Consider the following 20,488-nt stretch of genomic DNA (forward strand, 5'->3'; position numbering starts at 1 on the left):
AAACTTACGGAGCTGTTTCCAGGCAGTTTTCAATCTCTGACGCTGAGAACCCAAGTTCCGCCAGAACTTCGCGACTGTGCTGCCCAACCTGAAAGGGAGGCTCTGCATTTTGGCGTGGCCCGTCCTCGTTCGCGATGAAGGGCGCGCCAAGCAAGGTGACGGGGTCTGATGTGGTGTCCAGTTTCCCCGCCTGCACCAGCAGGCCGCGATGGTCAAGCTGCGGGTCGGACAGCGCCTGACCCAGATCACGAACGGCTTGGACCGGGACGCCATGCGCCTTCAGAATTTGCAGCCATTCCCGGGTGGTTCGGCCGCGCAAGACGGGCCGGATCAGCTCCCGGCCTTCTTCAAGATGTTTGTGGCGGGCGAGCTCGGAGGAAAAACGCGGGTCTTCCAATAGCTCCGCAAGACCGAGCGCCTTGAACGTCCCTTCCTGCTGATCTGAGGTCAAGGTTGCAAGCAGGATCATGCCGTCCGATGTTTCGAAGGTCCCGGTAGTCGGTTGGGTCATCGGGGATTCATTGCCCATCAGCGGTGGCAGGTGCCCTCGAACCAGATAGTCCGCCCCTTGGCAGCACATCAGCTGAAGGGCCGTGTCATACATGGCAACGTCCAGAAACTGACCTTTGCCGGTCATGGCCCGCCGGTAGAGCGCAGCGGCTATGGCATAGGCTGCCGAAACACCGGTTGTGACATCAACAAGCATGAAACCGATCCGGGTCGGCCCTGTCTCGGGGAACCCGGTCAGCGACATCATTCCAGAGTCTGCCTGTATCGCAGAATCATAAGCTTTTTCCGAAGCTCTTGGACCCGTTTGACCATACCCGCTGATGGAACAATAGATGACATCAGGGTTGGATTTTCGAACCATCTCGTAGTCGATGCCGAGTTTCTTCGCGGTTCCCGGCACGAAGTTTTCGATGACAACATCCGCGCCGGAAACCAATCGGCCAGCCGCCTCGCGTCCAATCTCCGATTTCAGATCAAGGGCAAGGCTGCGCTTTCGAAGATTGCCGGTAAGGAACGCCGGTGAGAGGCGTTGTGCCGCCATCTCAGGGCTGGCCAGCACCCCGCGCAGCTGGTCTCCGTCGCCGGGCGGCTCGACCTTGACGACATCTGCATCGAGCAACGCCAGCATTTGCGCGGCCATGGGCCCTGAAAGAGCGCGGGTGAAGTCAATGACGCGCAGTTCCTTGAATGCCCGCATGTCACTTTCCCGCCGGACGGTCGGCAAGCATGCTGGTCTGTGGGACAATGACCGCATCCAGGGCAACGGCGCCGTCCGGCAGAACCACAAACGGATTGATGTCGATTGATTCCAGCCGTTCAGCATTTTCGGCTGCAAAGACCGAGAGCCGGGACAGAGCCTGCGCCAACGTATCAATATCCGCAGGCGGTGCGCCGCGCACACCATCAAGTATCGCCCGTCCCTTGATCTCGCCGATCATGCGATGCGCTTCATCAACGCCAAACGGGGCCAGACGGAAAGTCACGTCCTTAATCACTTCAACGAAAACCCCGCCAAGACCGAACATCACCGCTGGACCAAGCGCCGGATCATTCGTCACGCCCAGAACCGTTTCAACACCGCCTGAGACCATTTCACAGACGAGCACACCCTCAATTGTGGCATCTGGTTGGGCTTCCCGCGCCCGGTTCAGGATGGCTTCAAATCCATCGGTGATCGCCATTTCATCGTTGAGACCGATCAAAACGCCGCCGATCTCTGTTTTATGCAGAATATCCGGCGAGGCGATTTTCAAGACCACCGGGCCGCCAATCGCGTGCCACGCCTTGACCGCTTCTTCGGCACTAGCCGTCAGGAAGTCACGCGTCACCGGAATTCCGGCACTTGCCAGAATGGTTTTTGCCCCGGCTTCCGACACGCGTTCATCCGGCGATTTTGCCACATCTGCCAAAAGAGCCGCAGGCGCATCAGGCTGGCCGCGCTGGAAGGTCTCGTGAAACTGGGCAAGGGCGGCCATGGCGCGGATCGCCATCACCGGATCCTCGTAACAGCCGATGTTGAGCGCTTCATACTCGGCAATGATTTCGGGTGTGGCGATCAAGCTGAGCGCCATCGGCGTTTCTGGGTGTTTTTCCCGCAAGTACTTGAAAGTCTGAAGGCAGAAGTCTCTAAGTCCCGGTGCCTGCGGAGCGCTCGCAAGATAGATTGCATAGGCATCACAACCGCTTTCGCGGATTGACAGATCGATGCCCTGACCGATGACCTCCGGCTGGTTGAGGACCTGCCCGGTAATGTCGATCGGATTGCGCACACCAGCGTAGGGGATCAGCCCCAGAAGTTTTTGCTGCAAGGCCTCCGGCATCGCCGGAACTTCCAAGCCGTTTTTGACAGACTCGTCAGCCATCTGAATGCCAATGCCGCCGGAGACGGTCTGAATGGCCATCTTCCGGCCCTTCGGGAAAAGCCCTGTCTGGCAGGCATAGGCGACATCAACCATCTCCTGGCAGCTGTGCGCCCGGTAAACGCCGTATTGTTTGAAAAGGGCATCATAAATTGCGTCATCACCAGCGAGACTGGCCGTGTGCGTGGCCGCAGCTTCTGCGCCCACATCCGTATCCCCGACCTTGATCATGATCACCGGCTTCTTCGCGGTGCGGGCATGATCAAGGGCCGCGCACATACGGTCTCTGTCCTTCACGCCTTCGGTATAGGCCATGATGGTCGAGACATCCGGATGATCGGCATAATAGGCAATGACTTCGGCCACATCGATGTCCGATTCATTGCCGGTGGTTACCCAGAGGTCGGTCGCAACACCGCGCCGCTGCGCCATGTAGAACATGTGGGCCCCATAGGCACCACTCTGGCTGACGATTGCCGTTTTCCCCGGAGCAAGGCGCAAGCTGGCCTGAACACTGGAAAACGTCCCGAACCAGCCGGCACTGACGCTGAACGCTCCGATACAATTCGGACCGATCAGCCGCATCCCGGTTTTCTGCGCCGCTGCCGCAATCCGTTGCTGTACTTCGGCGCCCCCTGCTCCGAGTTCTGCAAAACCGGAGCTGAAAATGATCGTGGACTTTGTGCCCATGGCGGCGCAGTCCGCAACCATCTTTTCAACGAGAGGCGCGGGAACGGCAACAATTGCGCAATCCACCGCTTCGGGCACTTCCGTGATTGACGGGTACGCCTTGAGACCCTGAACCGTTTGCCGCTTCGGGTTGACAGGATAGATCCGGCCCTTGAACCCGGCAGCGATCGTGCTGGAGACCGGCCGGCCGCCAATCCGGCTTGCATCATCCGAGGCGCCGATAATTGCTACAGATTGAGGCTTCAGGAGAACATCGAGGCTGGCGTTGGTGGTGGGCAAAAGATCGGCCATAAAATGTTCCTTATTCAAATCCGCCGGCCGGCATCGGCCCAAAAAGCATCCCGCAACTTGCGCTTGAAAACCTTGCCATTGTCGTCCCGCGGCAAGCTGTCCTGGATCAGGATCTTACGGGGGATCATGTAGCTGGCAATCCGGGACCGGAGGTAGTCCTGCAATTGACCGGTATCGATGGTGGTGTCCGGTTCCGGCTGAATGGCAACAGCGATGGCTTCGCCAAGCTCGGGATCGGGAATTCCAAAAACCGCGCAATCATGGACCTTATCATGGCCGAACATGGCGGCCTCGATCTCCGCCGGATAGATGTTGACCCCACCGGAGATGATCATGTCGCGCTTGCGGTCGGAGATGAACAGATAGCCATCGTCATCGAGGTAGCCAATGTCGCCAACGGTGAAGAGCCCGTCCCGCTCAACAGCGGCCCGATCCTCCGGCCGGCCCTCGTAGACGAAGTCCGGAAAGGAATGCAGACGGCAATAGATTTCGCCAGGTACATTCGGCGGGCACTCCGACCCATCTTCGGCAAAGATCTTGATGGTCGCGTCCTCAACGGCGCGGCCCACCGTGCCCGGTTTCTGAAGCGCCTCTTCGCTGGAACACAGCGTCACGGCACCGGTTTCCGTGCCGCCGTAATATTCATAGATCACGGGTCCCCACCAGTCGATCATCGCGCGTTTGATATCCGGGGGGAACGGTGCGCCGGCGGCAACAATGTGCCGCAGGGAGGATGTGTCATAGTGCCGACGCACCGCAGCCGGGAGTTTCAAGAGCCGGATAAACATGGTCGGTACCATGAAGGCCGTGGTGATCTGATGCTCCTCAATGATCTGAAGGATCTTTTCCGGATCGAAACGCGGAACAAGAACAAGATCGCCGCCCACATCAACGGTCAGCATGGCAAACCGGTTCGGGGCCGAGTGATACATCGGAGCCACCATCAGGGTCCGGCAATGTTCGGAAAAAATCCTGTTGTACCCGGTGCGAACCAAGGTGGGATTTGTCAGCCTGCGCACGCCCTTGGGGTGTCCGGTGGTCCCGGAGGTGTAGATCATCGCAGCCTGACCATGGGCGTCCGGTCCGTCCCAGACAGACTGTTCTTCGAGCCAGTCCCCCCAAACCGGGAAACCCTCCGGCACAGCACAGGCATCTGCTGAGAGGTCATAGCTTTGAGCAATGTCGACCGGGGTCGGCACGACGACAATCTGAAGCTGGTCAATAACATCTGCCGGGAGATCCTGGCCGATCTGGTTCCAAAGATCCGCGTGAATAACAAAAACCTTGGCCTTGCAGTCCTTCAGTATATAGGCGGCTTCCTCAGCCGTGAAACGCCAATTGACCGGAACAGCTGCTGCTTTCACAAGAGCGGCCGCCAGATCCATCGCCACCAGCGGAAAATCATTCCGCATCATGGTGGCGACTGTCCCGCCTTCCGTGACGCCGGCCTTCAGGAAACCGCTCGCCGCCCGTCGGGCAAGGGTACGTACATCGGATTGAGCCATGGACCGCGGCCCGCAAAACAGTGTCTTTGGCATAAGGTCGGTACTCTTCCCGTTTTAATGGCCCAGAAAATTGGGCTTACGGCTTTCACCGAAGGCACGGACGCCTTCTTCGAAATCCTGAGTGTTGAAGGCCTTGCTTTGACAGGCTGCTTCCAGACGCAGGGACTCGTCGAGGGTCGCCGATTGCGCGGCTGCGATCTCGCGCTTGATCAGTCCAAGCGCAACCGTCGGACCGGAAGCCAGGCGCTGCGCAAGTGCGGTTGCGGTATCTAAAAGGCTGCCATTTTCCGTAACCTCATGCACCAGGCCCCAGTCTTTTGCCGTTTCCGCGTCCATCGATCCGCCAAGCATGGCCAACGCCGTGGTGCGCGACGCGCCAATCCGGTGCGTCAGGAGCGACGACGCACCGCCGTCCAGAACCGCGCCGATCCGGGCAAAAGACAGGTGAAACTTCGCGGATTGGGCTGCAATGACGATGTCGGACGCCAGGACAATGGAAAACCCGGCACCGGCAGCTGGACCATTGACGGCGGCAATGACCGGAACCGGCAGGTCGCGCAAGGCCTGAACCACCCGGTTGATACCACCAAGGATCTGCGTCTCGATATACTGACGGCGCGCCAGGATTGTCTCAAGATCGAGATCGGCGCCACTGCAAAAACCACGGCCGGACCCCGTCACCAAAACAGCGCGCACACTCGGAGCATGCAGCTCTGAAAGAAGCTCCGACAAGATGCCCTCGCGCATGTCTGTTGACAGGGCGTTCAACCGGTCCGGACGGTTGAGGGTCAGGCTCAGCACACCGCTGTCCCGCTTTACAAGTAAATCGCTCAATTGCTCCTCCCCAGGATGCTTTTGCAGCCGGCACTTCTGCCGAACTGCTGTGACAAGGCCCGGCTAGGTATCAGTCACCGGGCCCTGCCATCGCGATGGCGGTGTTTATGCCCCCATCTTTCCGACGATTGCCAAAGAGCAGACGTTCTGGTGCGGGAAACCGCCCAGATTGTGAGTCATGCCGAAAACGGGTTCTTCCTTGCGCTGGCGGTCACCCGCACGGCCCTGAAGCTGCAGATACATTTCGTAAATCATCCGGAGACCCGACGCTCCGATCGGGTGGCCAAAGCATTTCAGACCGCCATCGATCTGGCAGGGGACCTTGCCGTCGGCATCATAAAAACCGTCCATGATGTCCTTCACAGCGCCGCCTTCCGGTGAGATAAACAAGTCTTCCATGGTCACCAGCTCGGTGATCGAAAAGCAGTCATGCACTTCAAACAGGCTGATCTGATCGCGCGGGTTGGTGATGCCGGCTTCCTTGTAAGCCCGCTCGGCGCATTTGCGCGTCGTCACGAAGTGGCTGCCGTCCCAGGAATTGTGCTGCGCTTCCAGTCCGTTCGACGCCGCAAGCTGCAAGGCCTTCACGGTAATGAGGTCATGTTTACCAAGGGACTTGGCGATTTCCGGTGTGGTCACGATGGCACAGGCCGAGCCGTCAGACACGCCGCAGCAATCGAACAGACCCAACGGCTCTGCGATCATCGGGGCATTGAGCACCTTGTCTTCATCAATCCGGTTGCGCAGGTGGGCCTTGGGATTGCGCGCGCCATTGTCGTGGCTTTTGACGGAGATATGAGCCATCGCGCGCTTCAGATCGCCGGCGTCAATACCATGTTTGGCGCGATACGCGGATGCGAGCTGTGCGAAGGATCCAGGCGCGGACACGTTCGCCCAGAAAAGATCATTCACCGAGCCGCGGTTGCGCTGAGGCAAACCGCCGTAACCAGTATCCTTCAGCTTCTCAACACCAAGAGCCAGCGCGATGTCGGCTGCCCCGGCTGCGACAGCATAAACGGCACCCCGGAAAGCCTCCGAGCCGGAGGCACAGTAGTTTTCAACGCGCGTGACCGGAATATTCGGCAAACGCAGCGCCATCGACAGGGGCACGGCGGACTTGCCGACATGCTGTTCCTCAATGGCCGTCCCGAGCCAGGCGGCATCGATCTGGTTTTTCTCAATGCCTGCGTCGCCGAGCGCCTCGGTGAACGCTTCGATCATCAGATCTTCGGCATTGTCGCTCCAGCGCTCGCCAAACTGCGAACAGCCCATGCCGAGAATGGCGACCTTGTCTCTAATTCCAGATGCCATGTTTTTTCCTCCCTATTCGGCCGCTTCGGCGGGCGCGCTGGCCTGATCATCATTGTCTGGCGTTGCCTTCCAGAAGTACCGCCGGAAACCACGGTTCCTGTCGTAGTCCTTCACCCGGAACATCAGCTTCATGGGCATACCGACGGCCAGTTCCTGGTCCGGATCAATGTCTGTGAAGTCGGCCATCAACCGGCCGCCGTCCTCGAACTGGATCATGCCGTAATAGGCGGGCGGGTCCGGAGAGAAGGTTAGCCGGTCGGCCGTGAAGGAATTCAACCGGGCCTTCTTGTCTGCAAATTCGTGGTCTTTCTGGGTCCCGATGGCACCGCAATTTGGATTGACGCAAACATTGCTTTTGGGGAACTGCAGTGTGCCGCATTCACTGCAGCACCCTCCGATCATGCGCTGTGCCATATCCCGGTTTCGATAATGGGTGGACAGGCCGGTCTGTTTATCGACCTCCGCCCTTATGCCCTTTTCCATCGTGACCAAGCCGTTGACGGTGAGAAAGCGGGCGTAGTTGGTGTCCGCCCGGCGGCGGGCCAGATGGCCGGAAACAGCGGTTCTCGGTGCAAGCTTTTCGATGGCGTCCGTCACTTCGAAAATCAAAGCATCGCACCCCTGGCCAAAGCCGGTCACTAGGATTTTGTCGCCCGGTCTTGCGGTTTCCAAAGCGTGCACCAACATAATGACAGGATGGGCGGCCCCCGCTTCCCCGCAAGTCGCTTGGAGATTGTCGGCAACGGCCTCGTCCGCAAGACCCGCCTTCTTTGCGAGCATGCTTGCGACCCGTTTCATGGCGGCCGGAAAACAGAACGTCGTGACATCGCTTGCCGCAATGCCCGTTTTATCAAGCACGGCTTTGATCGCGTCAGGCACGATTTTCAAATAGCCTTCATCCCGCAGCCAGCGCTCCTCCCAGGCATAGTCATACGCGTGACCGGATCCCCGGAAATGATCGACAAAGTCGGCAGATACGGTGTGCGCCCCGATGAATTTCGCAATCACTTCGCCAGTGCCCACCAGAACCGCCGCGGCACCATCGCCATAGGTCATCTCCTGCGGGCTCGCGGCCTTGGTTTTACGTTGTTCGGAGGCGGTAAAAAGAATTGGCCCTTCGGCACCAGAGGCCGCTTGCAAGGCGACTGACAATCCGGAACTGCCCGCGCGCTGAGAGGCTGCCAGATCGAGAGTCATCAGTTGGCTTTTGAGGTTCAGCGCGTCGGCAACCACTCCGGCATTCTGACGGTCATCGAACGGAAAGCTGGTCGACGCCATAAAGACTGCAGAAATCTCGGAACGATCGAGCCCGGTCAGGCAGTCCCTGGACGCTTCGACCGCCATGGTGATGGCGTCTTCATCCCAATTGGCGATGGTACGCTCGCCCTTTGCCAATCCTTTCAAGCCCGGGTTGTACCAGCCGTGCATCTTGCTGATCTCAGCACGTTGCAACCGGCTTTGCGGCAAGTAGCCGCCAAAGGCCAGAATTCCCAAGTCCATGATGCTGCTCCTCGCTCGCCTTTCAGCGCTTATGTTTTCGGCTTCCGGTCAAACAGCTTGAACGCGCCCGATGCGGTGGCGATCAGAGTGCCGTCCGGCAGCACAATTTCTCCTTCGGCAAAAAACACGGACCGCCCCCCGCCAATCCGGCGGCCATGTGCCCGCAGCAACCCTTTACGCATTGGCGCGACGAAATTCGTGTTTAATGTCAATGTCATGCAATAAAAACGCGGCTCCGGGGGCGGGCGATAACAGCCTGCCATGCCGCATGCGAAATCGAGCGCACTCACCAAAACACCGCCATGGGTCACACCCATGACATTGGTATGGTAGCTGTCGATCTCGACCTCGACACACGCATGATTGCGCTGCCATTCGGTCAGCTCAAACCCGACATGCTTGTTGAACTCCCCTATTGGCCCCGATGTCTCGGCAAGGGTCATGATTTCTCCCGCTCTTACAGCTCCGGCCTTCGCAACGATCCATGATGGCCGCTGTCCGAAGCATCGCCTTTCAGCCGGATATTATATGTCTTGATTATTATTCGCAAGCGTATTATTAATCTGCGATACAAATTTGGCGGCTTATCTTCTTACGCGCCGCAATTGCCCGATTTTGAGGCCAAAATACTGAGGGATGGGAATGTCTGACAAAGCTTTGCTGGATGGAAAAGTTGCAATTGTCACCGGCGCGGGCCGCGGTGTTGGCCGGGAGATTGCTCTTTTGATGGCTCAAAAGGGTGCCTGCGTTGTCGTCAATGACCTTGGCGGAACCGGCGGTGGTGAGGGCGAGGATGCGCTCCCGGCAACCGAGGTCGTCAACGAAATCACCGCCGCTGGCGGCAAGGCCGTTGCAAACTTCGACAGCGTCACGGATTCAGCAGCAGCTCAAGGCATGATCGATCAGGCAATCGAAAACTTCGGCAAGCTCGACATCGTGGTCAACAACGCCGGCATCGTCCGGGACGCAATCTTTCACAAGATGACGGAAGACGAGTGGGATCAGGTGATCGTCGTCCACTTGAAAGGTGCCTACAATGTCAGCCGCGCCGCCGCAACCGTGTTCCGAGAGCAGCAATCCGGCCGCATGATTCACATGACATCCACGTCCGGATTGATCGGTAACTTCGGTCAGGCCAACTATGCCGCCGCAAAACTCGGTATGGTCGGCCTGTCACGCTCCATCGCCCTTGATATGGCGCGCTACAATGTGACGTCCAACGCGATCGGGCCTTTCGCCTGGAGCCGCCTGATCGGCACCATCCCGATCAAGTCCGAAGAAGAGCGTATCCGGGTTGAGCGCCTGAAGAGCATGACACCGGCAAAGGTCGCGCCGCTGGTTGCAGCTCTTGCCTCCGATGCCGCCCAGAACGTCACCGGCCAGGTGTTTGTGTCCCGGGGCAGCGAGGTCATGCTGCTCAGCCAACCGCGGCCGATCCGGTCCATGGCGCGTCCCGACGGCTGGACGCCGGAATCCATTCTCGAACACGCATTCCCGGCTTTTTCCAGCACACTTGTGCCCCTTGAGCGCTCAGCCGACGTGTTCTGCTGGGATCCGGTCTGATGGCCATCGACTATGACAAGCTGATGGCCTGGCCCTTCGAGGAGGTTGAACAAACCTACTCAATCAAGGACAGCATCATCTATGCCCTTGGCGTCGGATATGGCCATGACCCGGTCGACGAGGGGCAATTGCCCTTCGTTTTCGAGGAAGCCGATTTCAAGGCTGTACCGACCCTGGCCGTTGTGCTGGCCGGGCCAGGTTTCTGGCTACGCAAGCCTGAGACCGGCATTGACTGGCGCAAGATCCTGCATGGCGAACAAGGCATCCGCTGGCACAAGCCTCTGCCGAAATCGGCAACTGTCACAGCCCGCACTCGCATCACCCGCATTCTCGACAAGGGGGCGGACAAGGGCGCGCTGATCTATTCCGAACGCGATCTCGTTGACAAAAGCACCGGCGACAAGCTCGCCACTTTGTCGTCAACCACCTTTGCGCGCGGGGATGGCGGTTTTGGCGGGGCACCGGGCCCACAGCCGCAACCGCACGAAGTACCTGAGCGCGCGCCCTGCGCTGTGTGTGACCTCCCCACAAGGCCGCATGCAGCGCTGCTTTACCGCTTGTCCGGCGATCCCAATCCGCTGCATGCCGACCCGAAGGTGGCCGCGGCAGCGGGGTTCAAAGCGCCGATCCTCCATGGCCTTTGTACTTTGGGGATCGCCGGACATGCGGTTCTGCGCAGCTTCTGCGGATATGACACGACCCGGCTGAAATCCCTGAAATTGCGGTTTTCAAGCCCGGTCTATCCAGGCGAAACCATCCGGACGGAGATGTGGCGGGATGGCGACGTAATCTCTTTCCGGTCAAAGGTTCTGGAGCGCGATACGGTGGTATTGAACAATGGATGCGTCGAACTGGGATAACAAAGAGGACGGACGCGAAATGGATGACACACTCGCGGCCTGCAAATCGATCTTTCAGGACATTGCCCGGTTTCGTGGCCTTCTGTTCGATCGCCTCATCGCTCCCTACGGACTGACCATGTCCCAGGCACGGGTGCTTTTGCACCTGCTTGCCGAAGACAAGCTGACCCAATCAGATATCGCGCGCCGCATGGATGTCGGAACGGTGACGGTCGGCGGCCTTGTCGACCGATTGGAAGCACGCGGTCTTGTTGAGCGCCGAGCCGATCCGGTCGACCGGCGCGCGAAGCGGGTTTGCCTAACGGACGAGGCCCGCCCTTTGGAAAAAATCATGGATGAATGCAGTTCAGAAGTTGATGGCGTGTCCTTCAAGGGGTTGCCGGAAACCAGCATTCACGTTTTGCTGTCGGACCTACAGGCGGTGCGGCAGAACCTGCTTGAAACACTTAACAAAGATGCCGGTTGAACGCGGCGATAACAAAGTCTGGGAGGACTTGGGATGGGGCCACTTCACGGTGTGAAGATCGTTGAATTTGCCGGTATTGGGCCCGGCCCTTACGGCTGCATGATGCTTGCCGATATGGGGGCCGAGATCCTGCGGATTGACCGGGAACCGACCGGAGCGCCGGATATTGAAGGCATTGACGAACAGCGGAAAAACAGTGTTGCCCGTGGCCGTAAATCCATCACGCTTGATTTGAAAGATCCTGTAGCCGTTGAAACCGCGCTCAAGCTGATCGAAAAGGCAGATGCTGTTGTCGAAGGCTTTCGCCCCGGTGTTATGGAGCGACTCGGCCTTGGCCCGGACGTATGTCTTGCCCGCAACCCGGCGCTTGTTTACGCCCGCATGACCGGCTGGGGCCAAACCGGCCCCTTGGCACATGCGGCCGGTCACGACATGAATTACATCTCGCTGTCCGGGGCCCTTTGGTCCTTTGGAGAGGAGGGGCGCGATCCGGTGCCACCGCTCAATCTCCTCGGAGATTATGGCGGCGGCGGCATGTTCCTCGCTTTTGGCATTGTGTGCGCCTTGCTGAGGGCTAGAACAACCGGTGAAGGCGATGTGATTGATGCCGCCATTTCAGACGGAACTGCGGCCCTGATGGCACCGGTTTACATGTGGCTTGCCAACAATCGCTGGCAAAACCGCCGGGCGAGCAACCGGTTGGACGGTACGGCGCCCTATTACGGTGTTTACAAATGCTCCGATGGCAAATGGGTGTCAATCGCACCGATCGAGGAAAAGTTCTGGCAGCTGTTCCTGCATTTGCTGAAGCTTAACGAAGCGGACATTGGCGACCGCCATGATACCCGCCAATGGCCGGACATCCGGCGCCGGTTTGAAAGCATCATCGGCGCACATCCACGCGATCATTGGTGTCAGCTGTTTGAAGGAACGGACATCTGTTTCGCGCCCATTCTGGACCTGGAAGAAGCGCCCGCTCATGCACATAATGCGGCGCGGGAGACCTTCGTGGAACGCGATGGCATTGTACAACCCGCTCCTGCCCCGCGTTTTCAGAATGCCAAAGCCACCTTGCCGTCCCGGCCGCCGCTTATCGGTGAACATAACGAGACTGTCTTGCAGGACTGGGGAGTGGCTGACGATGGCGTATCAGCTCTAAAGAAAAGCAGCGCAGTCTGACAACAGATACCACCCCGCAACGCCGGGCCGGGTGTCAGCCGCACTTGCGTAATTATATTATATGCGTATAATTCGTATACTTATAATAATAGAGCAATGTATTGAGTTGTAAGGGAGCACAACGCGGCGAACATACGCATGCCGCAAGGACCGGAACCTGTTTGACCCGGTCCGAACACGGGAGGAGGTAAAGATGATTTCCATAAAGTCGGCCCTTTTGGGTCTGGGCTTGACCGTCGCCATGGCCGGTGTGTCATCCGCTGAGACCATGCTGCGGTATTCCGAGGCCGGTCCAAACCGGGGTGCCAGAGCCAAGGCTCTGCAGTATTTCCTGGATGAAGCAAGCCGCATGACGGAAGGCCAGCTGACCTTCGACGTTCATTGGGGCGGTGCCCTTCTGAAATGGTCAGCCGTGCTGAACGGTGTTGCCGCCGGAGCGGCCGACATGGGAACCGTCATTGCACCCTATTCGCCCAAGCAGCTTCAAGGCCTTGCAATCGGCGACCTGCCCATTTCCTCATCCGATACCTGGGTCGGCCTGCGGGCGATGCACGAGCTGATGACCACGAACGCACAGCTTCAGGACTTTCTTGCCAAGGAAAACGTTGTCTTCCTCAGTAACTTCACCTCTACCGGCACCCAGTTTGAGTGCACCGGCGATCACAAGATCGAAACGGCTGATGACTTCAAGGGCCTCACGGTTCGGGCAACCGGAACGGTCGGCAAAGCGCTTAATGAGCTTGGTGCCAATGTCGTCAACATGACCTTCGACAAGGTGTATCAGGCACTGGATTCCGGTTTGGTCGACTGCGCTGCTGGCTACTACTACACCAACCGCGCATTCCGGCATTATGAGATTGTCGATCACATCACCGAGGCCAACTGGGGCCAGGTCGGCGGCTTTGCCCTGGTCATGAACAAGGATGTCTGGGAAGACCTGCCTGCAGAGTATCAGAACGCGATCATGACTGCCGGGTCCCAGATGATCGACGAGTTCGCACGTATTCAGATCGAGACCATCAACGATGTGAAAGCCGGCCTTGCCAGCGGCGAAATCGGCCGTCAGGTGCCCGTGGTTGCGCTGGACGACGCAGAGCGCGCGAAGTTGCTCGCCATGACGGACAAATATGTCCAGGAGTGGATTTCCGACATGACGGAACGGGGGTATGACGGCCAGGCGATCTGGGATCAGTATGCCGTTCTCGTCGACAAGTATGCGGATGAGCTGAACACCAAAGGCTATCCATGGGCAAGGTAACGCACGGTAAACCGGTCCCGCCTGGCAGCGGGCAGGGCCGGTTCTCCTCCCCCTTAAGACTTCTGGCGGGGCTGGAAACAGCGTTCATAGCAGTTGCCGCTGTCGCCATTTTGGGCATGTGTGTCTACATCACGCTTGGCATCGTCCTGCGCACGTTTGTCGGAATGCAGATCCCGGATGAAGTCGTGATTGTCGGAGACCTGATGATCGGTGCCTTGATCCTGCCACTGGCCTATGTGGCCGCGGATCGCGGCTTTATTGCCGTTGAAGTGATAACAGACCTGCTGCCGAAGGCTGCCCAAGTCTGGCTCAATGTGCTCGCGGCGATAATCGGACTGTGCGCGGTGATCCCGATCACTTATGCCGGATATCTTGCCATGATCCACGCGATCGAAAGCGGCAACTATTTCTTCGGCATTCTGGAAGTGCCTGAATGGCCGGGTCGGGTCGCCTTCTTTGCAGGCTACGCCCTGTTCTTCATCCGCCTGACTGTCTTGTTCCTTCAAGACGTCTGGACCGCCATAGGGTCCGGCGGCGGGGGGAATTCCAACAAGACACATGATCCAAGCTGGGAGGAGGCTGCCTGATTTCAGGCAGGCGGCCACCTCGTTCATAAATCACCTCGAACGAGAGACACTTTAGTGGACCCCTCAACAATTGGTATCTTCGGCTTTGTGGCAGCGCTCACACTGCTTATCCTGCGCGTTCCAATTGGATTTACGCTGGTCAGCGTTTCCTCTATCTGCGCTTTGGTCACATATGCCTGGCGCCCGGGCTCTGAGTTCAATTTCGACCGCGGCCTGCGTCCGGCGATGGCGCTGATTGAATCCAACGCCTTTGAGTTCATTCACTCGTATTCCCTGTCGATGGTGCCGCTGTTCATTGCAGCCGGTCACATCGCCTATCACACGCGCATTACAACGGATATTTACGATGCGGTCCGGGTCTGGATGTCCCGCCTCCCGGGCGGCTTGGCCGTTGCGTCGCTGATCGGCTGCGGCGGTTTCTCGGCGATCACAGGATCCAGCGTCGCCTGTGCCTCGTCCATGGGTCGGATTTGCGTTCCGGAGATGTTGCGCTACGGCTATGATAAGCAGCTGGCAAGCGCAAGTGTCGCCGCGGGTGGCACGCTTGGCGCACTCATCCCGCCAAGCGTACTGTTCATCCTATACGGCACCTTCACCGAGACATCGATCAGCCGGCTGTTCATGGCCGGTGTAGTACCTGGCCTCTTGAGCCTTGCCGGGTTCATCATTACCGTGCTGGTCTGGGTCAAACTCCGGCCGGAAGCGGCCCCCGTCCCCGAAGGTGACATCTCCGGAGACGACCGGTTTACCGCCGCGATCAAAGCCTGGCCGGCCGCCACGCTGATGATCATCATCATTGGCGGGATCTATGGCGGCATCTTCACCGCAACGGAAGCAGCTGCCGTCAGCCTGTCATTCGTGTTGATCTACGGAACAATTTCAGGCCGGTTGCGGTGGGCGGATTTCGTCCTGTCGATGCGCGAGACTGCCTATCAGACCGGGTCGTTGTTCTTCATTGCGGTCGGCGCAAAGATCTTCGTTTCCTTCGTCTCCCTGACCGGGGTGACAGGCGGCTTGGTCGATATCGTGTCGTCTTCGGGCCTGGAAACCTGGATGATCCTGTTGTGCATCGTCGCGATTTACCTGGTGATGGGCATGTTCCTGGATCCGATCGGCACCATGCTTTTGACCCTGCCCTTCACGGTCCCGCTCATTGAAGGCATGGGATTTGATCTCATCTGGTTTGGTGTCATCGTCGTCAAACTGCTGGAAATCGGTCTGATCACACCGCCGGTCGGCCTCAATGTCTTCGTCATCAATTCGGTGGTTGGACGGGAGATACAGGTTCACACGATCTTCTTCGGGATCATGAAGTTCCTGGTGCTGGACATTGTTGTCCTATTGGCACTTCTGGCCTTCCCGATCCTGTCACTCGGCCTGCCGAGCCTGATGTTCTGATCAACAAAAGGCGCTGCCCCGGCCTTGCGCCGGGGCCTGATTGCATTTGGTCCCGGCGCAAGGCCGGGACGGCTGACGATTTAACACTAGAGGCTCTAGAGCAGAGACTTCTCAAAATAGACGCGGTCGAAGCCGTCTTCCGTTTGGCGGCCAATCTCCGTGTAGCCGAGTTTCGGATAGATGCTGAGATTGGCGGTCATCTTTTCATTTGTGTAAAGGCGGATGGCGGAAAGACCGAGCGAACGGGCTTCCGCCTCGCAGTGGGATATCAGAGCCCTGCCGATGCCTCGACCGGCTGCGGCCGAGACAACAGCGACATTTTCCAGGAACATGTGGTCGGCCCTTGGGGAATAGACGATGAAGGCCAGGAAACTGCCGGTCTCATCTTCTGCAACATGAACCTGCCCAGCGCCGATCTGCGTCTCAAAATCAGCAACCATGGGCGCCGGCTTCCGGCCAATTGCCGCGATATAGGGCGCATAGGCCTTTTCCGCACAGGCTAGAACAGCCGATACATCGTCTGGCATGGCAGGCCGGATCTTCATCGCAGGGCACTCCGGATCAACTGATTTCTGCCCCATTCATTCCGGCAGAATAGGCATTTTGCAAGAAAAGACCCGGACGCTGTTCAAACGTCCGGGCAAGAAACACTCCGGTGATGTGCGCAGGGAGTATCGAGGGGACCGTATTGCGCGCTGCCTGTTATCTGGCCCGTTGGTTGAACCGGCGGCCGACAAGGGCACTTGCAATGTTGGTTTTCTGAATGTCGATGGACCCGCCGGCGATGCCCCAGCCCCAGCTGTCCCGCATCTTTTGTTCCATCGGGTATTCGCGTGAATACCCATAACCGCCCATCAGCTGCATGGCCTTGCCGGTGACTTCGCGGGTCATCTCATTGGCAAAACACTTGGCAATCGAGCTTTCCCCAACCGACGGAAGACCGCTTTCGGCATTCACGACAGCCCGGTAGAGCAGCAGGCGCGCTGCATCCAGTTTCATTTTCATGTCGGCGATTTGAAGCTGAACCGCCTGGAAATCGATGATCTGTTTGCCGAACTGCTCCCGCTCCTGAACATAATTCAGGACGTAGTCGAAGGCCGACTGCGCGCAGGCAAGGCTCATGGTGGTGTTGCCACAGCGTTCCAGATCAAACGCCTCCATGAGCTTCCGGAATCCACCGGCCGGGACAATGATGTTTTCGGCCGGAACGCTGACATCATCGAAATACATGTCTGCGCTGTGCACGCCGCGAAAACCCATATGGTGCTCCCGTTTGCCAAAGGTAAAGCCATCGGCCCCCTTTTCGACGAGAACAGCCCCGATTCCCTTCGCTCCGGGATCGTCGGACATACGGCAATAGACAACATAGGCATCCGAATGGCCGGCACCGGAACACCAGCGCTTTTGACCGTTGATGATCACCCTATCGCCCTCGACCCTAGCCTTCGTGGTGAGATCGGTCAGCGCTGATCCCGCACCCGGCTCGGACATGGAAACCGCAACGATCATGTCGCCGGAGCAGACCTTCGGCAGGACTTTCTGGCGCATCGCTTCCGGGGCAAAATTGGCGATCGCAAGTGCCGGGCCGAAGCAGGATTCAAAGATCGGAAAAGCAACGCCAATGGAGACCTTGGCAACTTCTTCCAGCACCAGAACCGCTTCGAAATGGCTCATGCCGCCGCCGCCATAGGCTTCCGGCAGGTTCACCCCTAAAAGTCCGAGCTCGGCGAACCGGTGCATGACATCCGGTCCAGGCGACTCATCCGTTTCTTCAACCTCACGGGCTATGTCCGGCAATTCCGTCTGGGCAAACCGGCGCACGGTTTCCTGGAGAGCGGTCTGTTCTTCTGAAAGGGTAAAATCCATTTGCGATGCTTTCACTTTTCCGCTGAAACGGCGACTGTTTTGTTTGGGTGTGGGATTGGGAATCAGCTGACCGCTTTTTCCCGAAAATCCTGCGTGGTTTCCCAATAGGGATCTCGGAGTTTGCGCTTGAAGATCTTGCCGGTGTCATCGCGCGGCAGAAGAGATTTGAATTCGATCCGGCGCGGCACCTTGAACCCGGCCAACCGGTTCTTCAGGTGGGCGATTATTTCATCTGCCGTAAGATCACTGGAGGGCTCTGGCTGCACAACCGCCATCAGCGCTTCACCATACTCCGCATCCGGCACACCAAAGACGGCACAATCGGCGACGCCTGGCATGGCATGAAGTTCCGCTTCAATCTCTGCCGGATAGATGTTGACCCCGCCCGAAATCACCATGTCCTTTGACCGGTCGCACAGGAACAAGTATCCGTCTTCGTCCAGATACCCGACATCGCCGGTGGTAATGAGGCCACCGACATCGAGATCCGCCCGCGCTTTCGGATTGTTGGCATAGGTGAATTCAGGGGCCGTATCGAGGCGGGAGACAATCTCGCCGGGTGTTCCGGCCGGCACGTCCTGACGGTCACCGTCCATGATCCGCAATGTCACGCCATCCAGCGCACGGCCGACCGTTCCGGGCTTGCGGAGGCTTTCTTCCGGGGTGCAAAAGGTCACATAGTTTTGTTCGGTGCCTGCGTAGAACTCATGGACCACCGGTCCAAACCAGGCCTGCATCGCCGTTTTAACCTCCGGCGGACAATGCGCTGCAGCCGTCACGACATATTTAAGCGACGAGACGTTATAACGGTCGCGGATTTCCGGAGGGAGTTTCAAGAGACGTGAAAACATGGTTGGGACCATGAAGGCCGTTGTGATCCGCTCCCGCTCCACTGTCGCAAGGAATTCCCGCGCATCGAAGCGCGGCATCAGGAACACCTTGTCGGCCACAGCGTAGGTGCGCATCCCGAAGGAATTCGGCGCCCCATGATAGAGCGGGCCGCAGATGAGCGCCCGAATGCCGGGCTTGATCCCGTAAATCCGGTCGCGGACCGCAAGAAACTCTTTCGCCAGCCCCGGCTCCTGCGGCAGCTTGATCACACCCTTGGGTTTTCCGGTAGTGCCGGAGGTGTAGGTCATCGTGTCGGTAAAGTCCCGGCACGGATCTGTCAGTGGCGGGTGTGTTTCAATGAAGTGCTCCCAGGCCACCGTTTCAACGGTTTTAACGCCATTCATGGACGGAAGCCGGTAGGCCACGCGCAGTTCCGGCGGGGTGTCCACCTCAAGAACAAGCATATCCTTTGGAATTACGCTGCCGAAGGTTTGCAGGAGATCTGAATGCGCGATCAGCGCTTTTGCGCCGGAATCCTGAAGAACATAGGCAATTTCCGGCGGCGCCAAATGCCAGTTGACCGCCACCGGGCTTGCGCCGAGCAATGTGGCCGCCCGCGCAGCTTCAAAAAAGGCAAAATCATTACGCAACAAAAGCCCAATGCTGTCACCGCGATTGATGCCATAGTCCCGCAGACCGGAGGCCGCGCGATGAGCGCGCCCTTCGCAGTCCGACCGCAAGGTTGAGCGTTCGCCGCTGTAAAGAGCCGTGTCAGACATGGCGGGCCTCTTCAGCGTGGTCGTTGGTCCCATTCATTGCTGGCACCTTGGCACCCACCAGTGTGCGGGCTGCGCCAAGAACAGCCTCAGTGTCTTCGCCAACATCTGGAACATGGGAGCCAACCGGCAGCGGAGCTCCGGAAAACTGAAATGGTAGATTGGTGACTTTAAAGGCCTCTGCGCCGGTTCCAACCGTGCTCATCAGGTCCCGCGTCGCGACCTGTTCGTCGCAGATTGCTTCGGCGACTGTCTGATACCGGGCACAAGGTATTCCAGCGCCCATGAAGGATGCTTCACAGTCAGCGGCGGTCCGCGATTGCGTCCAGTCCTCGACCAATGACATGAGGATCGGCCAGTTCTTTTCCCGTTCCAGCTGGGTGTTGAAGCGAGTGTCGTCTTTCCACTCCGGGTGACCCAAGAGATCGGCAAGCCGTTCGAAGATCCGGCCCGTGATCGGCACCGCGATCACATGCCCATCGGACGCCCTCACCGGTGTCGCCAGCCAGCGGTCAAAGGAACTTGGCGTCTGAGCTTCCTGCATTTCTAAGACGAGCAGATTGATCATGCTGTCCATCAAGGCAACATCGATGTACTGCCCAGCCCCGTGGCGGAGCTGCCCAATCAGGGCGGTCTGGATCGCGCTGAAAGCAAACAGGCCGCCAATCAAATCAGCGTACCAGATCCCGGTCCGGAAGGGCTTGCCTACATCCTCCGCATAGGACATCGCGGCAAGGTCATGACCGGAGAGCGCGTGCAGGATGGGTGCGTACGCCGGATGTCGGGAGCGTGGACCTTCTTGGCCAAAGCCAGAAATGGAGCAATAGACCAGATCTTCGCGGCCTTTGGAGAGGGTTGTGTGATCAAGCCCAAGGTTGCGGACGACGCCCGGGCGGAAATTCTCCACCACCACATCACAAGACGCGGCAAGATTGCGGATTGCCTCCAGATCGCGTTCCGAGCGGAAGTCGATCTCAATGCTTTTTTTGCCGGCGTTGAAATGGCCGAAATACGTGCTCTTTCCGTCGCGCAGCGGTTCCTTGACCCGCATGTGTTCTCCGCCCATCGGCTCAATCTTGAAGACCTCTGCGCCGCAGTCGGCAAGGAGACGGGTGCAATAGGGGCCGGAGATGATCCGAGTCAGATCAAGGACCCGGATCCCATCCAGCGGTTTTTTGGTGTTCAGTGCCATGAAATGTTTTTC

Annotated in this window: 18 protein-coding genes; 7 read left to right on the forward strand and 11 right to left on the reverse strand. The window is 58.4% G+C overall.

Annotation, left to right across the window (positions count from 1 at the left end; all coding sequences use genetic code 11):
- Positions 1-4 precede the first annotated feature (4 nt).
- The 7 genes from ACQY4Z_RS11470 to ACQY4Z_RS11500 all read right to left on the reverse strand — a co-directional run bounded on the left by ACQY4Z_RS11470 (position 5) and on the right by ACQY4Z_RS11500 (position 8,943).
- Complete coding sequence (locus ACQY4Z_RS11470; RefSeq protein ID WP_428529340.1) at positions 5-1,207, reverse strand: CaiB/BaiF CoA transferase family protein; 1,203 nt, start codon at positions 1,205-1,207, stop codon at positions 5-7.
- Position 1,208: 1 nt separating this feature from the next.
- The gene (locus tag ACQY4Z_RS11475) at positions 1,209-3,350 is read right to left on the reverse strand and encodes an acetate--CoA ligase family protein (RefSeq protein WP_428529342.1); all 2,142 of its coding nucleotides are present in this window, start codon (positions 3,348-3,350) and stop codon (positions 1,209-1,211) included.
- A 14-nt stretch (positions 3,351-3,364) separates the two neighbouring features.
- Positions 3,365-4,888: an AMP-binding protein gene (locus ACQY4Z_RS11480; protein ID WP_428529344.1), complete on the reverse strand. Its 1,524-nt coding sequence runs from the start codon at positions 4,886-4,888 to the stop codon at positions 3,365-3,367.
- A 21-nt stretch (positions 4,889-4,909) separates the two neighbouring features.
- Complete coding sequence (locus ACQY4Z_RS11485; protein ID WP_428529346.1) at positions 4,910-5,689, reverse strand: enoyl-CoA hydratase/isomerase family protein; 780 nt, start codon at positions 5,687-5,689, stop codon at positions 4,910-4,912.
- 105 nt (positions 5,690-5,794) lie between these two features.
- Positions 5,795-7,000 carry an acetyl-CoA acetyltransferase gene (locus tag ACQY4Z_RS11490; RefSeq protein WP_409685118.1) on the reverse strand — a complete coding sequence of 402 codons (1,206 nt, stop codon included), beginning with the start codon at positions 6,998-7,000 and terminating at the stop codon, positions 5,795-5,797.
- A gap of 12 nt (positions 7,001-7,012) precedes the next feature.
- Complete coding sequence (locus ACQY4Z_RS11495) at positions 7,013-8,500, reverse strand: hydroxymethylglutaryl-CoA synthase family protein (protein WP_428529348.1); 1,488 nt, start codon at positions 8,498-8,500, stop codon at positions 7,013-7,015.
- Positions 8,501-8,529: 29 nt separating this feature from the next.
- Positions 8,530-8,943, reverse strand: coding sequence for a PaaI family thioesterase (locus ACQY4Z_RS11500; protein WP_428529350.1), 414 nt, complete (start codon positions 8,941-8,943; stop codon positions 8,530-8,532).
- 199 nt (positions 8,944-9,142) lie between these two features.
- Here ACQY4Z_RS11500 and ACQY4Z_RS11505 point away from each other — a divergent pair, with 199 nt between their 5' ends.
- The 7 genes from ACQY4Z_RS11505 to ACQY4Z_RS11535 all read left to right on the forward strand — a co-directional run bounded on the left by ACQY4Z_RS11505 (position 9,143) and on the right by ACQY4Z_RS11535 (position 15,811).
- Positions 9,143-10,063, forward strand: coding sequence for an SDR family NAD(P)-dependent oxidoreductase (locus ACQY4Z_RS11505; protein ID WP_428529352.1), 921 nt, complete (start codon positions 9,143-9,145; stop codon positions 10,061-10,063).
- Positions 10,063-10,923, forward strand: coding sequence for a MaoC/PaaZ C-terminal domain-containing protein (locus tag ACQY4Z_RS11510; protein WP_428529354.1), 861 nt, complete (start codon positions 10,063-10,065; stop codon positions 10,921-10,923). The genes ACQY4Z_RS11505 and ACQY4Z_RS11510 overlap by 1 nt, the downstream gene beginning before the upstream one ends.
- A 19-nt stretch (positions 10,924-10,942) precedes the next feature.
- On the forward strand, positions 10,943-11,389 hold the full coding sequence (locus ACQY4Z_RS11515; protein WP_428529356.1) for a MarR family winged helix-turn-helix transcriptional regulator: 447 nt from the start codon (positions 10,943-10,945) through the stop codon (positions 11,387-11,389).
- Between the two features lie 33 nt (positions 11,390-11,422).
- Positions 11,423-12,568, forward strand: coding sequence for a CaiB/BaiF CoA transferase family protein (locus tag ACQY4Z_RS11520; protein ID WP_428529358.1), 1,146 nt, complete (start codon positions 11,423-11,425; stop codon positions 12,566-12,568).
- 193 nt (positions 12,569-12,761) lie between these two features.
- Complete coding sequence (locus ACQY4Z_RS11525; protein WP_428529360.1) at positions 12,762-13,826, forward strand: C4-dicarboxylate TRAP transporter substrate-binding protein; 1,065 nt, start codon at positions 12,762-12,764, stop codon at positions 13,824-13,826.
- A complete protein-coding gene (locus ACQY4Z_RS11530; RefSeq protein ID WP_428529362.1) occupies positions 13,814-14,413 on the forward strand; it encodes a TRAP transporter small permease in 600 nt (199 codons plus the stop codon). Before ACQY4Z_RS11525 ends, ACQY4Z_RS11530 begins: the two co-directional genes overlap by 13 nt.
- A gap of 54 nt (positions 14,414-14,467) precedes the next feature.
- Positions 14,468-15,811, forward strand: a complete 1,344-nt coding sequence (locus ACQY4Z_RS11535) for a TRAP transporter large permease (RefSeq protein ID WP_428529364.1) — start codon at positions 14,468-14,470, stop codon at positions 15,809-15,811.
- A gap of 95 nt (positions 15,812-15,906) precedes the next feature.
- Here the strand turns inward: ACQY4Z_RS11535 and ACQY4Z_RS11540 are convergent, their stop codons facing one another.
- From ACQY4Z_RS11540 to ACQY4Z_RS11555, 4 genes are all read right to left on the reverse strand, one after another.
- Positions 15,907-16,356, reverse strand: coding sequence for a GNAT family N-acetyltransferase (locus tag ACQY4Z_RS11540; protein WP_428529366.1), 450 nt, complete (start codon positions 16,354-16,356; stop codon positions 15,907-15,909).
- Positions 16,357-16,513: 157 nt separating this feature from the next.
- Positions 16,514-17,677 (reverse strand): acyl-CoA dehydrogenase family protein, encoded by a 1,164-nt coding sequence (locus tag ACQY4Z_RS11545; protein WP_428529368.1) that lies wholly within the window; start codon positions 17,675-17,677, stop codon positions 16,514-16,516.
- A 62-nt stretch (positions 17,678-17,739) separates the two neighbouring features.
- Positions 17,740-19,287 (reverse strand): acyl-CoA synthetase, encoded by a 1,548-nt coding sequence (locus ACQY4Z_RS11550; protein ID WP_428529370.1) that lies wholly within the window; start codon positions 19,285-19,287, stop codon positions 17,740-17,742.
- A complete protein-coding gene (locus tag ACQY4Z_RS11555) occupies positions 19,280-20,476 on the reverse strand; it encodes a CaiB/BaiF CoA transferase family protein (RefSeq protein ID WP_428529372.1) in 1,197 nt (398 codons plus the stop codon). Before ACQY4Z_RS11555 ends, ACQY4Z_RS11550 begins: the two co-directional genes overlap by 8 nt.
- Between the last annotated feature and the right edge of the window lie 12 nt (positions 20,477-20,488).

Source organism: Roseibium sp. (assembly GCF_965276855.1).
In the GTDB taxonomy this organism is placed as follows: Bacteria; Pseudomonadota; Alphaproteobacteria; order Rhizobiales; family Stappiaceae; genus Roseibium.